The organism is Salinispora fenicalii (assembly GCF_000514815.1).
GTDB lineage: Bacteria > Actinomycetota > Actinomycetes > Mycobacteriales > Micromonosporaceae > Micromonospora > Micromonospora fenicalii.
In genome coordinates this window covers 144,948-158,692 of record NZ_AZWQ01000019.1, presented here as the reverse complement: position 1 = coordinate 158,692, position 13,745 = coordinate 144,948, and the positions used below count along the sequence as shown (strand labels likewise).

The 13,745-nt window shown below is 65.6% G+C and carries 17 protein-coding genes, 1 tRNA gene and 2 pseudogenes; 11 read left to right on the top strand and 9 right to left on the bottom strand.

The window, feature by feature from the left end:
* Positions 1 to 199 precede the first annotated feature (199 nt).
* Both B116_RS25930 and B116_RS0109845 read left to right on the top strand, forming a co-directional pair.
* Positions 200 to 646 (top strand): helix-turn-helix domain-containing protein, encoded by a 447-nt coding sequence (locus tag B116_RS25930; RefSeq protein ID WP_155255741.1) that lies wholly within the window; start codon positions 200 to 202, stop codon positions 644 to 646.
* Positions 636 to 1,847: a tyrosine-type recombinase/integrase gene (locus tag B116_RS0109845; RefSeq protein WP_027659979.1), complete on the top strand. Its 1,212-nt coding sequence runs from the start codon at positions 636 to 638 to the stop codon at positions 1,845 to 1,847. The genes B116_RS25930 and B116_RS0109845 overlap by 11 nt, the downstream gene beginning before the upstream one ends.
* A gap of 78 nt (positions 1,848 to 1,925) precedes the next feature.
* Here the strand turns inward: B116_RS0109845 and B116_RS0109840 are convergent, their stop codons facing one another.
* Positions 1,926 to 2,420, bottom strand: coding sequence for a YajQ family cyclic di-GMP-binding protein (locus tag B116_RS0109840; RefSeq protein ID WP_027659978.1), 495 nt, complete (start codon positions 2,418 to 2,420; stop codon positions 1,926 to 1,928).
* A 147-nt stretch (positions 2,421 to 2,567) separates the two neighbouring features.
* Here B116_RS0109840 and B116_RS0109835 point away from each other — a divergent pair.
* Positions 2,568 to 2,651, top strand: a tRNA-Tyr gene (locus B116_RS0109835).
* Positions 2,652 to 2,782: 131 nt separating this feature from the next.
* Here the strand turns inward: B116_RS0109835 and B116_RS28235 are convergent.
* The 3 genes from B116_RS28235 to B116_RS0109820 all read right to left on the bottom strand — a co-directional run bounded on the left by B116_RS28235 (position 2,783) and on the right by B116_RS0109820 (position 4,773).
* A complete protein-coding gene (locus B116_RS28235; RefSeq protein WP_223874552.1) occupies positions 2,783 to 3,166 on the bottom strand; it encodes a site-specific integrase in 384 nt (127 codons plus the stop codon).
* Between the two features lie 25 nt (positions 3,167 to 3,191).
* Positions 3,192 to 3,677 carry a hypothetical protein gene (locus tag B116_RS0109825; RefSeq protein WP_027659976.1) on the bottom strand — a complete coding sequence of 162 codons (486 nt, stop codon included), beginning with the start codon at positions 3,675 to 3,677 and terminating at the stop codon, positions 3,192 to 3,194.
* Positions 3,678 to 3,981: 304 nt separating this feature from the next.
* Positions 3,982 to 4,773: a hypothetical protein gene (locus tag B116_RS0109820; protein WP_223874551.1), complete on the bottom strand. Its 792-nt coding sequence runs from the start codon at positions 4,771 to 4,773 to the stop codon at positions 3,982 to 3,984.
* Between the two features lie 827 nt (positions 4,774 to 5,600).
* Here B116_RS0109820 and B116_RS0109815 point away from each other — a divergent pair.
* Positions 5,601 to 5,972: a cyclic-phosphate processing receiver domain-containing protein gene (locus tag B116_RS0109815; protein WP_027659974.1), complete on the top strand. Its 372-nt coding sequence runs from the start codon at positions 5,601 to 5,603 to the stop codon at positions 5,970 to 5,972.
* Between the two features lie 65 nt (positions 5,973 to 6,037).
* On the opposite strand, the pseudogene B116_RS26500 reads toward B116_RS0109815, so the two are convergent.
* Positions 6,038 to 6,474, bottom strand: a pseudogene (locus B116_RS26500) (macro domain-containing protein).
* A gap of 162 nt (positions 6,475 to 6,636) precedes the next feature.
* Here B116_RS26500 and B116_RS0109805 point away from each other — a divergent pair.
* Both B116_RS0109805 and B116_RS0109800 read left to right on the top strand, forming a co-directional pair.
* A complete protein-coding gene (locus tag B116_RS0109805; protein WP_223874550.1) occupies positions 6,637 to 6,936 on the top strand; it encodes a hypothetical protein in 300 nt (99 codons plus the stop codon).
* Between the two features lie 93 nt (positions 6,937 to 7,029).
* Entirely contained in the window at positions 7,030 to 7,641 is a 612-nt protein-coding gene (locus tag B116_RS0109800; protein ID WP_027659972.1) for a pyridoxamine 5'-phosphate oxidase family protein, read from the top strand.
* Positions 7,642 to 7,718: 77 nt separating this feature from the next.
* On the opposite strand, the gene B116_RS24960 is transcribed toward B116_RS0109800, so the two are convergent.
* Positions 7,719 to 8,084, bottom strand: a complete 366-nt coding sequence (locus tag B116_RS24960) for a GNAT family N-acetyltransferase (RefSeq protein ID WP_223874549.1) — start codon at positions 8,082 to 8,084, stop codon at positions 7,719 to 7,721.
* A gap of 56 nt (positions 8,085 to 8,140) precedes the next feature.
* On the opposite strand from B116_RS24960, the gene B116_RS26495 reads away from it, so the two are divergent.
* On the top strand, positions 8,141 to 8,323 hold the full coding sequence (locus B116_RS26495; RefSeq protein ID WP_082312773.1) for a helix-turn-helix transcriptional regulator: 183 nt from the start codon (positions 8,141 to 8,143) through the stop codon (positions 8,321 to 8,323).
* Between the two features lie 120 nt (positions 8,324 to 8,443).
* Positions 8,444 to 8,553 (top strand): annotated as a pseudogene (locus tag B116_RS28765) (helix-turn-helix domain-containing protein); the annotation flags it as partial.
* 3 nt (positions 8,554 to 8,556) lie between these two features.
* On the opposite strand, the gene B116_RS0109790 reads toward B116_RS28765, so the two are convergent.
* A complete protein-coding gene (locus B116_RS0109790; RefSeq protein WP_027659971.1) occupies positions 8,557 to 9,204 on the bottom strand; it encodes a flavin reductase family protein in 648 nt (215 codons plus the stop codon).
* A gap of 66 nt (positions 9,205 to 9,270) precedes the next feature.
* Here B116_RS0109790 and B116_RS0109785 point away from each other — a divergent pair, with 66 nt between their 5' ends.
* Both B116_RS0109785 and B116_RS28990 read left to right on the top strand, forming a co-directional pair.
* The gene (locus tag B116_RS0109785) at positions 9,271 to 9,993 is read left to right on the top strand and encodes an ArsR/SmtB family transcription factor (RefSeq protein WP_027659970.1); all 723 of its coding nucleotides are present in this window, start codon (positions 9,271 to 9,273) and stop codon (positions 9,991 to 9,993) included.
* A 139-nt stretch (positions 9,994 to 10,132) separates the two neighbouring features.
* Entirely contained in the window at positions 10,133 to 10,636 is a 504-nt protein-coding gene (locus B116_RS28990; protein WP_223874548.1) for a transposase, read from the top strand.
* Here the strand turns inward: B116_RS28990 and B116_RS0109775 are convergent.
* Positions 10,532 to 11,182: a futalosine hydrolase gene (locus B116_RS0109775; RefSeq protein ID WP_027659969.1), complete on the bottom strand. Its 651-nt coding sequence runs from the start codon at positions 11,180 to 11,182 to the stop codon at positions 10,532 to 10,534. The genes B116_RS28990 and B116_RS0109775 overlap by 105 nt on opposite strands.
* On the bottom strand, positions 11,179 to 12,768 hold the full coding sequence (locus B116_RS0109770) for an MFS transporter (RefSeq protein ID WP_027659968.1): 1,590 nt from the start codon (positions 12,766 to 12,768) through the stop codon (positions 11,179 to 11,181). Before B116_RS0109770 ends, B116_RS0109775 begins: the two co-directional genes overlap by 4 nt.
* Before the next feature lie 85 nt (positions 12,769 to 12,853).
* Between B116_RS0109770 and B116_RS0109765 the strand changes: the two genes are divergently transcribed.
* Positions 12,854 to 13,732, top strand: a complete 879-nt coding sequence (locus tag B116_RS0109765) for a DUF3027 domain-containing protein (RefSeq protein WP_027659967.1) — start codon at positions 12,854 to 12,856, stop codon at positions 13,730 to 13,732.
* Positions 13,733 to 13,745: the final 13 nt, after the last annotated feature.

Sequence of the window (13,745 nt, the reverse complement as noted above, 5' to 3'; positions counted from 1 at the left end):
GACTTGTCCGGCGACCCCTACCGCTTCCTGCGACTTCATGATCTTTACTGGGTCGCCATCCTTGGCGGCGGCCCGCTTGGCCGTCGTGGCGAGGGTGCGTTTGTCACGCATGATTGCACTTCTGACGCTCAATCTCGTATGCAGAGAGCACGTTAGCGTGCGTTGCGGCTGTGTCCAGCAGGCAAGCTATTGTGTGTCCGTGACACATTTGCTCACGCCGCACCGCGCGATCGCAAACCGCGTCAAGGAACTTCGGGAGGGCCGGGGCTGGTCTGCGCAGCGCCTGGGCGAAGAGATAGCGAAGCTCGGCACCAGGTTGGACAGGTCGATCGTCACCAACTTCGAATCCGGACGCCGCTCGTACGTCACAGTGGAGGAATGGCTGGTGCTGGCCTACGTGCTCGACGTGGCACCGGTGCACCTGCTCATGCCGATCGACGCGAACGAAGACACGCCTTATCAGCTGGTTCCTGTCGGCGGACCGATCCCTGCGCTGCCCGTGCGTGCATGGATTCGCGGTCAGACGATCATCGACACTGTCGATCCGAAGCAGTACTTTTCCGAGGTGCCCGACGCGGAATGGCAAGCGCCCTCGGGCTGGCCATGGACCCCGGAGCGCTATCAGGTGGGCCGGGATGGCCGTTGACGATCTCTGGTATTTGACAAAGCGCGGCCCGGACGGCGAACGGGTGCCGTCCAAGCGGCACGGCCGTGGGAAACGCTGGCGCGTTCGGTACGTCGATGACGCCGGCCGCAAGCGCGAGGCGCTTTTTGCCAAGAAGCCGGATGCCGAGAGGCACGATGCCACGATGCGGGCTGATGTATCCCGTGGCGTGTATGTCGACCAGGCGGCCGACCGGGTCACCGTGGAGTCGTACGGCGAGGAATGGCGGAAGGGCCGGTTGCACCAGGACTCGACGGCGGAGCGGGTCGAGCGGGCGTTGCGGGTCCACGTCTATCCGATCATGGGGAAGGTGCCGATCGCCAGGGTGCGGGCGAGTAACGTGCAGAGCTGGGTGAAAGACCGGTCCGGGGTATTGGAGGCGAGCACCCTTCGGGTTGTCTACTCCTACCTGGTGTCGATGTTCACCACGGCGGCGATCGACCGGGTGATTGACTTCAACCCGTGCCAGGGCATCCAGCTACCAGAGGTTGATCGGGCGGACCTGTGGGTGCCGACAGGTGCCCAGGTGTACGCGTTGTCGGATGCGTTTGCCTTGTTCGACGGCCGGCCGGGCCGTTACCAGGCTCAGCCGGTCATCGCGGCCGGTTCCGGGCTTCGGCAGGGTGAGTTGTGGGGCCTGGAGCTGGAGCACATCGACTTTCTGCGCCGGAAGATCAGCGTGGTGCAGCAGCTCAAGGTGACCGCCGGTCGCAAGCCGTTTCTCGCCCCGCCGAAGACGCCCACAAGCAAGCGGACCGTGGACCTGAGCGATGTCGTCGGCGAGGCTTTCTCCCGGCACATCGAGGCGTTCCCGGTGACCGAGGTGGAGATCGACGACGACACAGACCCGCGCCGGCCGGTCCGCCGGTTGGCCAAGCTGGTCTTTCTGGACACCGACGGGGCACCGATCAATCGCAACAGCTGGTCGCACCGTTGGCCGCTGGCCGTGGCCGAGGCCGGCCTGCCGAAGGGGACCAGGTTTGATTCGCTGCGGCACTACTATGCCACGGTGCTGATTCACGGTGGGGCGAGCGTGAAGACTGTCCAGCTCGCGTTGGGCCACACCACGCCAACGATCACACTGAACACTTACGTCGGCCACTGGCCGGATGCGGTCGACACGACCAGATCCCTGATTGACTCGGCGTTGCTCCGCTCGACCGGATTGCGGGGGACACGATAAGCCGAGTTGTGCCAGATCTGTGCCCGCGATCCTGGCGGGTTGCTCTGCTCCTGGTCGCGGGCACATTCCGGGCTGACCTCAGCGGTAGTTGGTGAACTGGAGTGCCACGCCGAAGTCCTCACCCTTCAGCATGGCGATGATGGCCTGCAGGTCGTCCTTCTTCTTGCCGGTCACGCGGAGTTGGTCACCCTGGATCTGCGCCTGGATACCCTTCGGGCCCTCGTCGCGGATCTTCTTACTGATCGCCTTGGCCTTGTCCGTCTCGATGCCCTGGATCACCTTGCAGTCGACCTTGAATTCCTTACCCGACCCGCGCGGGTCCCCGGCGTCCAACGACTTCAGCGAGATGTTCCGCTTGACCAGCTTCTCCTTGAAGACATCGAGCGCGGCTCGGACCCGCTCCTCGGTCTCCGCCCGAAGGCTGATCGCCTCCTCGCCGGACCAGGAGATCTCGGCGCCGGTGCCCCGGAAGTCGAACCGCGTCGAGAGCTCCCGCTCCGTCTGGCGGAGGGCGTTGTCAACCTCCTGACGGTCGACCTTGCTCACGATGTCGAACGACGGGTTGGCTGCCATGCTGATACTCCTGTTGTCCTGGCGGTCTGTCCTGTTATGTGCACTACGGGCCAGCCGTGCGCCCCCTGACGGTACCCGGTTGCGGCCGTGTCGGGGCGAGCCGCTATCCTTGCTCTCACCGCCGCGTCATGACGCGGCGGGTGCCCTGGCGGGTTGCCCGAGCGGCCAATGGGAGCGGACTGTAAATCCGTCGCGAAAGCTTCGAAGGTTCGAATCCTTCACCCGCCACCAGGTGCAGAAAGGGGCCCCTGACCAGCGCAAACGCCGGTCAGGGGCCTTCTTCGTGAGTCTCATTCGGTCTCACTCGGTGCCACTTGATCTCGCTATCTGTCCCCCATACGTCCCCCGAAATTCGGGCCTGATCAGGTGGGGCGGATGTCCCCGTCGCTGTCGGGGAAGAGCTCGAACGCCTCCTCGATCCGCTTCGTCGCTGCCGCCTTCTCGCCGAAGATCCAACTCGCGTAGATCTCCAGCAGAACCTTGATGCTGTGCCCCGCCCACCGGGCTACCAGCGCCGGGGAGATCCCACGGGAGGGCCAGTAGGACACGCATGCGGCCCGAAGGTCGTACGGTCGGCGTGCGAGCGGCGATGCCTGCTCGATCGGGGTAAACGCGGCAGCCCGGGCCTTGCGGAACGCCGTGTCTATCGCATTGCGGGTAACCGGCCGGCTCTTCGCGGCGATGTAGATCCCGCCCGGCCCGCGCGTCGGGTGACAAAGAGCCGGCTGTTGGGTCCGGGCGGCCACTGCTCGATGTGGCGATCAAGCAGGGCTATGGGGCAGACCTCAGCCCGAGCGCACTGTGTTCGGTGACGCCTGCAGGGAGATCGGTGCGTCCAGACTCCTGCGATGTCAGCGCGACCAGCTCGCCGCGCAGATCCAGGGCAGGCTCACCGAGCACGATCGTGCTGAGCACCAGCTCGACCATCACCCGGTCGTACCGTTCAGAGCTGCGACGGTAACGCGACGGGTCGGACTCCACCGCTGCCGCTGAAATACGCCAACCACCGCCACCAACGGGCGCAAACGACATTTCGAAGACCCCGTTGCCGGTCCAACTGCGATGCAGGAACGCGACCTGGTCCTCAACGAACACGTTCCACTTCTCGTCCATGTTGCGAGCCTTGTAACCGAGCTTGATCCGTTCCCACTGCTCGGCGGACCACATACGGGTCGGCAGCTTGGCCATCGGCATCGGTGCCACGATCGGCACCACGCGCCGCAACGACGACCGAGTGACCAGCGACGGTTCGATCATCAGCAGATCCTACAGGCGCAACGGCCTACAGGACCATGACCACTCAGGGCCCAACACCCCTATCATCGACCGAAACACCAGCACTATTCGATCTCGACCTGGCGTCAAGCATCCTGCGACGCCGATTCGTCAACCATCATGCGAGACCAGGCAACGCTTCAACCGCATGTCCCCGGCCTCAGAACGTGACTATCAAAGATCAGCTACGGCTGTGGCCTCCGGCCGGCAGTCATGGGTAGTCATATGTTGAGGAGGCTCGTTATGCTGCACTCGATCCTTACTGTTTGGTCACACGGCTAGTTGATCACCTGAGAGCTCGCCAATTGGGGCAGCCGAAGATCACATCCGCGTTCTTGCCGTATTCGCGTATCCACTGGTGGATGCCTTCCACCGTGGTTAGGGACACGGTCGCCGCGGTTCCTGGCTGAAAGTTCTTAATAAACGGCGCGGGCCAGAAGCTAATCACCTGCCTACCTCCGGCCTGTTCCGGATGGCCTTCTCGTGCTGCTGGTGCGTATACGCCTTTGCCGGTGGCCAGTACGACATGATCCAGGTCGGAGAACATGACGACGTCACCCATGACGGGGCGAGACAGTAGAGGCCCTGCGCCGTTGTAGGCGTGCCTTTGCATTGCCAGGTGGCGAACGAGTGTCGGTGTGAAACTTCTCGGTTCGTCCTTGGTGTAGAGGTGCTTCAGCGTATCGGGATTCACGATGTTTCCGTTCAGCATTGCTGCGACGATCACCGCTTCCCAGCAGTTCATTTCGGCGCTTCTGTCGAAGAGATTCACCTCGCCCTCGCCGGTGATGAGGTTGACGAAGCTGTTGTTCGTAGGTGATTCGCCCACGGGTCCTGACGGAACCCACCTCATCGTCGCGCGATCCACTAATTTTTGCTCGGCGGTATGGGCGACTTCCCGTTGTAGTGCCGCTTGCGCGATAGCGTCATCGAGTGAGTCGAAGTCACCGCGAAGGAAGAGGATACAAGCTGTGAGGACACGGGCTGGGTCATTGTTTTGGCACATTGCCCTGTAGTCGTCCGTTTCCCGGATCTGCCTCTCGGTCACAGTACTTCTGTCGAGTTCGACGAGTCTCATCGTATACCCATCCTCTCCCCATGAGCTATTGCCAAATATTCGGCGATCTGAAATTGACGGCATCGACAATTTCAAGTCACGGCCAGCTATTGGCTACCGTACTCCTGAGGCTCAATGTTCGGAGGCTGCCACCGCTGTCGTGAATTCGACAGACTTGTATGTATCAGAATGGCTTCTATTGCCTCTGGCTCGCGGCGGTGGTTCTCGCTGGGTGTTTTAATCATGTTTGTTCTTGCTTGGCTGGTAGTCACCGTTTTGAGTCGGCAAACCTGGCGTCCATTTAGAGTGAAAACTGGCCAATATTCCGTTCAGTCAAGGAAGTCAGGTTCGGAAACTGCCGCGCAGGGTGCGACCGTATAAGATCGGGCATTCTGCGTTGTCATAGCAGTAAAGCCGCTGGGATGGAGTTGATGAACAGGCAGCAAATCATCCTAAAAGGTAACATGAATGCTTAGTCCGTCGCGAAAGCTTCGAAGGTTCGCACCTCTCCTCGATCCGCTTCGTCGCTGCCGCCTCCTCGCCGAAGATCCAACTCGCGTAGATCTCCAGCAGAACCTTGATGCTGTGCCCCGCCCGCCGGGCTACCAACGCCAGGGAGATCCCACGGGAGAGCCAGTAGGACGCGCACGCGGCCCGGAGGTCGTATGGTTGCCGGCCCAGGGTGAGGAGGCCCGGTGTCGGTATCGAGCAGCCTGGCTCTGTTCCATATGGAACCCAAGCTTAACCGTCAAATGTGCTGGTAGGGACTTGTCCGCATCCTAGGCGGGCCGATCGAGGCAGATCCATGCACCTGGTCAAGGTGGGTGCAAGGCCGGCATCATCTTCGTGTGCCATCGTATGAATACCGAATCGTCCTTGTAGACGATCTACGCTCGTTCGTTGACGGCCGAAGCGCGGACGTGGCCCGTACTAGTACCGCGGGAGCGGAACTTCTCGAGCGTTGCCGCGATCAACGGTTGGACGAACTGTGGCTCGATCACGATCTTGGAGAGGGCGACACGATCTGGCCGGTTGTCGAGGTTCTGGAGCATGCTGCCTTCGATGGCCGACCGCTTGATGTCGGCATCATCAACATCCACTCCGCCAACCCGGCCGGAGCCACGAAGATGGCCCAGGCCCTCCGGCGTTGGGGCTACCGCGTCAACATCGTGTCGAACTCGCCGGACGTTGCCTACTTCGACAATCTCACTGTGACGTAGTGACAGCGATTGCCCCGTCCAAGAGGTTTTGTCGGCCGTCCGCCTCGTGGCTAGCTGCGGATGGGTCACCTGGTGGCTGCCATCGCGACTTGCAGGTACGCCCGAGTGTCGTCGTCGAACGCGACGAGTCGTACCCGTTGAACAGTTGTTGGCGTTGATCTGATCGTTGTCACCGAGATTCGGGCGGCCTGCTCGGGAGGGAAGCCGTACACGCCGGTCGCGATCGCCGGGAAGGCAACTGTCCGGGCGCCGAGTCCGTCAGCGACCTGCAGACTCCTGCGGTAGCAGGAGGCCAGGACGTTGGCTTCATCGCAGCCACCGCCTTCCCAGATCGGCCCGACGGTGTGGATGACGTGCCGAACCGGCGGGTCGAGGTCAAACGCCGGAGTCGCCTTCGCGTCACCCGGCTCGCAGGGGCCGACCGCACCCCCGGCCCGCGCCAGCCGGGGTCCGGCAGGTCGACCCGTTCGCGCGTGATGTCACCCATAACGATCTCGATCATTGCCACAGCAGAAATCTTGGCACAGCCGGCGACAGCATGTCGGCCCGCCGACTCCACCACGTGGTAGTGGACTCCATGAGACCACCACCGACAGCTGCTACCACCCGCCGATGCGGCAGATGCGTGTTCCGGCGGTATGCGCCCAGGCTTTACGCTGTGAATATGACGGACGTGATCGTGCGCGCGACCGCTCTTCGGTGGGCCAGTGATCCATTCCCCGGCAGCCTGGCGGTGAGCATCGTGGACGCCGCTGGTCAGGAGCACCGAATTGTGGAGAAGGTGTCCGTGCTTACGATTCGCGAAGTCACCAACGCCATACCACTGCTGACCGAGCTCTGGATTCCCGCAGAGATGGAACATATCGATGGTGGGCGAGTCAGCATCACCTTCAAGCACGATACCGAGACACGCAGTGGCTTGAAGAGGCTGCTTCTTGAGGCTGATGATGTGCGGTGGATCTGAGTCGACTGAGCCGGTAGAGGCAGCAGCAGCCGCCTCCAATGACGGCGGCGTGCGCCAATGTCTTTTTTCGTCTGGACTGGAAGGGTGTCAATCATGGGGAAGACGCATGAGAAGATTTCTGGTCGGCTCAGGGAGTTTATTGAGGCGCAGCCGATATTCTTCGCTGCGACGGCACCGCTGTCCGAGTCAGGAACCGTCAACCTGTCGCCGAAGGGACTCGCTGGATCGTTCGCCGTCCTCGACGACTTGACGGTGGCCTACCTGGACTTCGCAGGAAGCAACGCGGAGACGATCGCGCATCTGCGCGAGAATGGGCGTATCACCCTGATGTGGTGTGCGTTCCAGGGGCCACCCAACATTGTGCGCATCCATGGGCGCGGTGAGCCTGTCTTCCGGGATGACCCACGTTGGTGTGATGTCATGTCCAACTTTCCCCACATCGACACCTCGCTGCACGGCCTACGCGCGATTATCATCGTGCACGCCGATCTCATCCGCGATACCTGCGGCTATGCTGTGCCGTTGATGACCTACGAAGTTGATCGGGATCTGCACGCCAAGCGCTTCTCCCGGGAGGATGACGCGTCGCTGGGGCAGTACTTCGAGAAGAAGGAATTCGTCGCCACCAGCATCGACGGACTCCCAGGCCTACCGTTGCCGCTGCCGTCCATGCCGTCGGGTAACTCGGGCTCGGGCGAGGCATAGCCGCTATGACCGGGCGGGAGGCCCGGGTCGGGACGGCGATCCGGCAAACCGCTGTCCCGACCAGAGCTTCCCCGCTGTTACTTTGGCATCCCCGAAGCCAGCATCTCTACGTACGCATGGTCGGAAAACACGAAAGGACTGCCGACGGTGTGAAAGCCGTAGCCTTCGTAGAATTGCTGCGGCCGAGACTGGGCGTGTAGGTAGAGGCGGTCGTACCCTTTTCGCCTGCTGAAGTCGATCATGAAACGGAACAGTAGGTGACCGTAGCCTCTTCCCCGGCACTTGGTACGTATTTCCACGCGTTCGAACTTGACCACCTCTGGCAGGTAGCGAATCCGGGCGGCGAGCACCGGCTCTTCTCCCAGTCTGCGGGCCTGTTGAAGCCCGCGTCCGCGCCCGAGGAACATCGTTTTGTGTCTCTCCATCCTGAAGCGCAGATCCACCCCGAGGCGCACCCCGACCTCCACCCCGAGGCGCACGCCTCGATCTCGGCGCCACGTTGCGCGTCCTGCGCCATCGGGCCGACCTGAGCCAACGCGAGCTGGCGGAGCGTTCGGGCGTACGAAAGAGCACCGTGGCGCGAATCGAGGCCCAGCCCGGGGCGGACCCGGGTACGGACGGTCGAGCGCCTGTTCCATGCCGTTGGCGTCGAACTCGTCGCCTGCCTGCCTGGAGGCTCTGAGAACATTGCTGGGGATGGGTGGTTCCGGTGAGGACTCGCGAAGACCGTACTGCCATGTTGTCCACAAGCGGTCGTTGAGCTGCCCGTCCCTCTGACCATTGGCTACCGCGCCTGGGAGAGCCGCTGCTGCACGAGCACGGGATCGACTTGTCCGCCTCCCAGGTTCACCGGCTGGTCACCGGCACCCGGAGCGGCTGTCGCTGATGGTGCTGGCCGTGTTGTGCGACATCTTCTCAAGAAGAACTCGGATTGGCCGCGGGCGTCTCGGAGCGAAAGCTGTGGCCGAGTTGGGCGCCGAGGCCGAAGTAGTGGCGGAAGTTGTAGATCAGTGGATTCCAGGCGTTGGGGTCGACGTGGTCGGTGCCGGTCACGACGATACCGGCGTCGGCGTGCACGGCGAGGACCTGGGCTTCGACGATGAGGAAGGCGCCGCCGGTGGCGGTGTGGATCCGGCTGGCCCGGGCCTCCACCTGTAGCGGGCAGTCGGCGACCCGAGGCGGGTGTACGTGCAGTGAGTCTTGCGGGCGCAGGCCGGCGGCGGTGAACTTCGCAGGTTCGAAGCGAAACCGGTCGCGTTTGCTGGCCGGTACCGGATGCCGGCCGGTCAGCGACGCGATACGTTCGACCGCCTGCCACTGATGGGCGGCGGGCAGGTTGATGACCATCTCGGGACGTGCGGTGAGGTTGTGGCCGCTCTGCCCGTCGGAGCCGAGGCCGAGTACGACGGTGTGGCCCAGTGCCCATGCCGACGAAATCGGTGCCAGGTTGGCACTGCCATCGTCGTTCTCGGTACTGAGCAGCACCACCGGGGTACCGAAATACAGGATCTTCGGGCTGATTGTTACGTGTGTGGCGGCAGTCGGGTCACTGAGGGTTGGCATAGGTGGCGAGGCTAGGCCCGAAGTGTTTCGGTGGTCGCCGAAATGTCGCCGTGCCATGCTCGGGCGATGGACTCCCGCGAGGCCGCCTCGGCGGTCGCAGGCTGGGCGTCGTTGCTCGCCGATGACACCCGGGCAATGGTGTGCCTGGTTCTGCTCGATGGACGGGCCTGGACACTGGGCGAGTTGGCCCGCCACGCCGGGGTGGCGGCGTCGACGCTGAGCCAGCACGCTGATCGGATGGTCGCCGCGGGGCTGTTGGTACAGCACCGTCAGGGCCGACACCGATATCTGCAGATCGACGGTCAGGCCGCGCCGCTGATCGAGGCCGTGGCCGCCGCGGCCGGACACCGCTCGGCTCCCACGCGGTCGCTGGCGGGCGCACGTCGCGGACATGCTCTGGCGCACGCGCGGACCTGCTACGACCACCTGGCTGGCACCGTTGCGGTAGCCATAGCCGACGCGATGACCGAGCGTGGCCTGTTGACCTGGCGACACGGGTTGTCGCTGACCACTGATGGGGTGGCCTGGCTGGGTGATCTCGGCATTGCCGTATCCGCGGCCAATGCGCGTCGCCGACCGGCACTACGCGCCTGCCTGGACTTCACTGCCCGCCGCCCCCACCTAGCCGGAGCGGTCGGCGCCGCACTGTGCCACCACGCGTTCACCTCCGGCTGGATCACCCGTATCGGTACCAGCCGTGCGGTCACCATCACCGTCGCGGGCCGTCAGGCGTTGGTGCGACACCTGGGCATGGAGGAGCAATCGCTGCGCCAGCCCCGGGCTGACTAGTCCGAGCCTACGTTCACGACGTCACCCGGAACCCTGCCTGGCCCGTCCCTCCGCGAGGCACGGGACGGGAGTTGTCCCCCTGGTCTTGGACACTTGAGCCTTGGAGCGTGATGTCCGGGGAGATCAGGGTTCCTGACAGATGGTGAACAAGCACTACCCCGCTGAGTTCAAGGCCGATGCGGTCACGTTGTATCGGTCTCAGCCGGGGGCGACGGTCGCGCAGATCGCTGACGATCTCGGGGTGAACCGAGCGACGTTGCGTAGTTGGGTCCACGCTGGTGATCAGCGTCGGGGTGACGCGGCCGGGGCGGTGGCGCCGCCGACGGCTGGGTCAGTGGAGGACGAGAACGCGGCGTTGCGGCGCAGGGTTCGCCAGTTGGAGGAGAGTTCCTGGCCTCGGATTCCTACTCGCGTGCGGCTATCAACAGCAGCGCGACGGATTGGTGCTGACACCGCGGTTCGACCTCCCCGACCATGCCCCCCGACCCGACTATGCCCCCGACCCGACTATGCCCAGACCGCCCGACCCGACCACCTTCTAGCCGGGAAGGGCCGCGGCGGCTTCGGTGAGGGCGGCGAGAGCCTCGCGGAGGCGCCAGGCGTTGCGGTCGCGTGGCCCGACCGGGTTGGAGATGGTGCGTAGCTCGACGAAAGGCAGGCCGGCGTCTGCGGCGGCGACGGCCACCCCGTAGCCCTCCATGGCCTCGGCCACCGCGTCGGGGTGCCGGCGGACGAGCGCGTCGGTCCCGGCGACTGTTCCGGTTACCGTGCTGACGGTCAGCACCGGACCCACCGCGGCGGCCGGAATTGCAGCCCGGAGTGTGGCCACCAGGCTTGGGTCCGCGGTGATGGTGGGGCCGGCGCCCAGCAACTCGGCCGGCATCCCGAGCTGGTCCACGGGGATGAAACCCGTCGGGGAGTCGGCACCCAGGTCGGCCGCGATCGCACTGGTGCCGACGACCGTTCCACCGACCTCCACCCGATCCGGGAAGCCACCCGCTACGCCCGCGCTGACGACCAGGCGGTAGGGGCGGCCGGCGGCCTCTGCCACGGCCAGCAGCCGGGCGGTGCCAGCCCCGGCCACCGCCGGACCGACCCCGACCGGCGCTACCGTGACCGTCGGCCCCCGCCCCGCACGGACCGCCTCGGCCTCGGCGGGAACCGCGGTGACGACCAGGACGCCGGTCACGGGATCGGCCCCTGGCGAGTCTCGTCGTCGCTGCTGCCCGGCCCGCCGACCGCCGACGACGGGCGGTAGAGATGGAACCCCGGTGGTGCCGGGTCAACGTCGCCCCCGGTGCCCGGTCTCGGGGCGGGCGAGGTGGGGGTCGGGTCGTCGGAGGCGGGCTCGACCAGGGCCGACTCGTCCTCGGCGAGTTCGTCATCCGCCAACGGCCGGCCAGCTAGCCGCTCCGCCCGCAGCCGGCCCGCGACCAGGATGCCGCGGGCCGTGGCGAGCGTCGCGACCCCGGCGGAGACGGCGATGCCGAGCCGGCCATCGAAGGGGACGAGGCCCAGCCCGCCGCCAGCGACGAAGGCGAGCATCAGCGCTGTCTCCGAGTGGGCGAACGAGCTGGCACGCAGCCGTTCGGGGATGCGCTCCTGGATCGAGGCGTCTACCGCGAGCTTGGCGATGCCGCTGGTCAGTGCGGTGACCAGGCAGAGCAGAGCGACCATCAGCAGCGAGAACTTGAGCGTGGCGAGGACGGCCACCCCGGCAATGATCACCATGCCGCTGGATTGGAGCGCCGCCGGGCGGTGGATCCGCAGCCGGGTGCCGATCGCGGTGGCCAGGAAGCTGCCAATCGCCAGTGCCCCGCCGACCAGCCCGAGGGCGGCCTCGTCGCCCAGGTCCCGGCCGAAGACAGCGGTGGTCAGGTCGCCGGCCTTGATGGCAAAGGCCAGGAAGAGCAGTAGGAAGCCGTAGACCGCGCGTAGCGTGGCGGCGCCGATCAGAGTGGCGATCACCAGCCGGCCATGCGGGCGGCCCCGGCCGAGGGGACGGTCGTCGGAGCTTCGCCGGAGCGCCCGCAGCGGGCGCGGTACCCGCTCGGGCGGCTCCGAGTCCGCCTTCGGTGGTAGCCGCAGGGCGATGACCATGCCAACCAGGAAGATCACCGAGGCGACCCGCAGCGGCCACTGCGGACCGAACCAGAAGGCGGCCAGACCGATCGGTGCGAGTAGGGCGCCGGCTATGGTGCCGTACACGCTGGCTCTGGCCCCGACCTGGGAGAGCCCGAGCCCTTCCGGGAGGAGCCGGGGTACGGCGGCGGACCGGGCCACCCCGTACGCCCGGGAGAGCGCCAACACTCCGAAGGCCGCCGGGTACAGGCCGAAGCCGTGAATGTAGTCAGAGATCAACCATGCCAGGAAGGCCCGTCCAAGCATGCTGGTGGCCAGTGCGTACCGTCGGCCGTGCCGGAAGTGATCAAGCAGCGGGCCGACCACCGGGGCGAGTAGGGCGAACGGGATCATGGTCACCAGCAGGTAGAGCGCGACCTTGCTGCGCGCCTCTCCGAGCGGCACGTTGAAGAAGATCGTCCCGGCCAAGCCGATCGCGATCAGGGTGTCCCCGGCGCAGGAGAGCGCGTGCAGGTCGAAGAGGCGGACCATGCCGGTCTCCCCGCCGGCGCCCCGGGCGCGGGCCCGCCCCACTGACCGGGTCATCCAGCGGCCGCCGTTGACCGAACCGCGCAGCAGCAGGCGAACGGCCTTGACGCCGCTGCCGACAGTCCAGCCGAGGAAGGAGCGCTCGGAGCGGACGGAGGACGGCATGTGCACCAGTCTTGCCCATCGGCTCGATATGCGCGCCACCACTGCCGCGTTTGGTTCGGGGAGTCCCTGTCGGGTGGTCCCACGCATGGGGAACAATGGTCGGGTGACCAGGTCCGCCTCCGCTCGTGCCCCCCGTCTCGACCAGGTCTGTGCCGCCGCCGTCGAGGTGGCGCGCGAGGCCATCACCGAGGTCGACCCGGCGGATGTCGGCGATCATCTGCAGACCCTTGCCGAGGGTGATCGCCTCGTCACGCACTACTTCGAGTGTCGGCTCGCGGGCTATCGCGGCTGGCGCTGGGCTGTCACCGTCACCCGGGTGCCCCGCAGTCGTGCGGTCACCGTGTGTGAGACCGTGCTGTTGCCCGGCCCGGATGCGTTGCTCGCCCCGGGCTGGCTGCCCTGGCAGGAGCGGCTGCAGCCCGGTGACCTCGGCCCGGGTGACCTGCTGCCCAGCCCGCCCGACGACGACCGGCTCCAGCCTGGTTACCTGCTCTCCGACGACCCGGCGGTCGAGGAGACCGCCTGGGAGTTGGGTCTCGGCCGGGCGCGGGTGATGTCCCGGGAGGGGCGCGGCGAAGCAGCCCAACGGTGGTACGACGGCGACCACGGGCCAACCGCACCGATCGCCACCGCCGCTCCGGTGACTGCCCGCTGTGGGACCTGCGGCTTCTATCTGCCGCTCGCCGGCGCGCTGTGCCAGTCCTTCGGTGCCTGTGGCAACCTCTTCGCCCCGGACGACGGCCGGGTGGTCAGCGCCGACCACGGCTGCGGTGCGCACTCGGAGATTCTGGTCGAGCCGCCCGAGACCCCGGTCGAGGAGCTACCGACCGTCTACGATGACAGCGCGGTGGAGGCTGTCTCGGTGCGGGAGGCCGATGGGTTGGCCGAGGTCGCCGAGGTGACGGAGGTCGCCGATGCGGCGGCCGAGGTTGTCGAGGTGGCGGAGTCGAATGGCCAACCGTGAGGTGATCGTCGGC

Coding starts and splice junctions, on each gene's coding strand:
- B116_RS0109845 (WP_027659979.1), top strand. CDS start 636: ATGGCCGTTGACGATCTCTGGTATTTGACAAAGCGCGGCCCGGACGGC.
- B116_RS0109840 (WP_027659978.1), bottom strand. CDS start 2,420: ATGGCAGCCAACCCGTCGTTCGACATCGTGAGCAAGGTCGACCGTCAG.
- B116_RS0109825 (WP_027659976.1), bottom strand. CDS start 3,677: ATGATCGAACCGTCGCTGGTCACTCGGTCGTCGTTGCGGCGCGTGGTG.
- B116_RS0109820 (WP_223874551.1), bottom strand. CDS start 4,773: ATGAGACTCGTCGAACTCGACAGAAGTACTGTGACCGAGAGGCAGATC.
- B116_RS0109805 (WP_223874550.1), top strand. CDS start 6,637: ATGACGGACGTGATCGTGCGCGCGACCGCTCTTCGGTGGGCCAGTGAT.
- B116_RS0109800 (WP_027659972.1), top strand. CDS start 7,030: ATGGGGAAGACGCATGAGAAGATTTCTGGTCGGCTCAGGGAGTTTATT.
- B116_RS0109790 (WP_027659971.1), bottom strand. CDS start 9,204: ATGCCAACCCTCAGTGACCCGACTGCCGCCACACACGTAACAATCAGC.
- B116_RS0109785 (WP_027659970.1), top strand. CDS start 9,271: ATGGACTCCCGCGAGGCCGCCTCGGCGGTCGCAGGCTGGGCGTCGTTG.
- B116_RS28990 (WP_223874548.1), top strand. CDS start 10,133: ATGGTGAACAAGCACTACCCCGCTGAGTTCAAGGCCGATGCGGTCACG.
- B116_RS0109770 (WP_027659968.1), bottom strand. CDS start 12,768: ATGCCGTCCTCCGTCCGCTCCGAGCGCTCCTTCCTCGGCTGGACTGTC.
- B116_RS0109765 (WP_027659967.1), top strand. CDS start 12,854: ATGGGGAACAATGGTCGGGTGACCAGGTCCGCCTCCGCTCGTGCCCCC.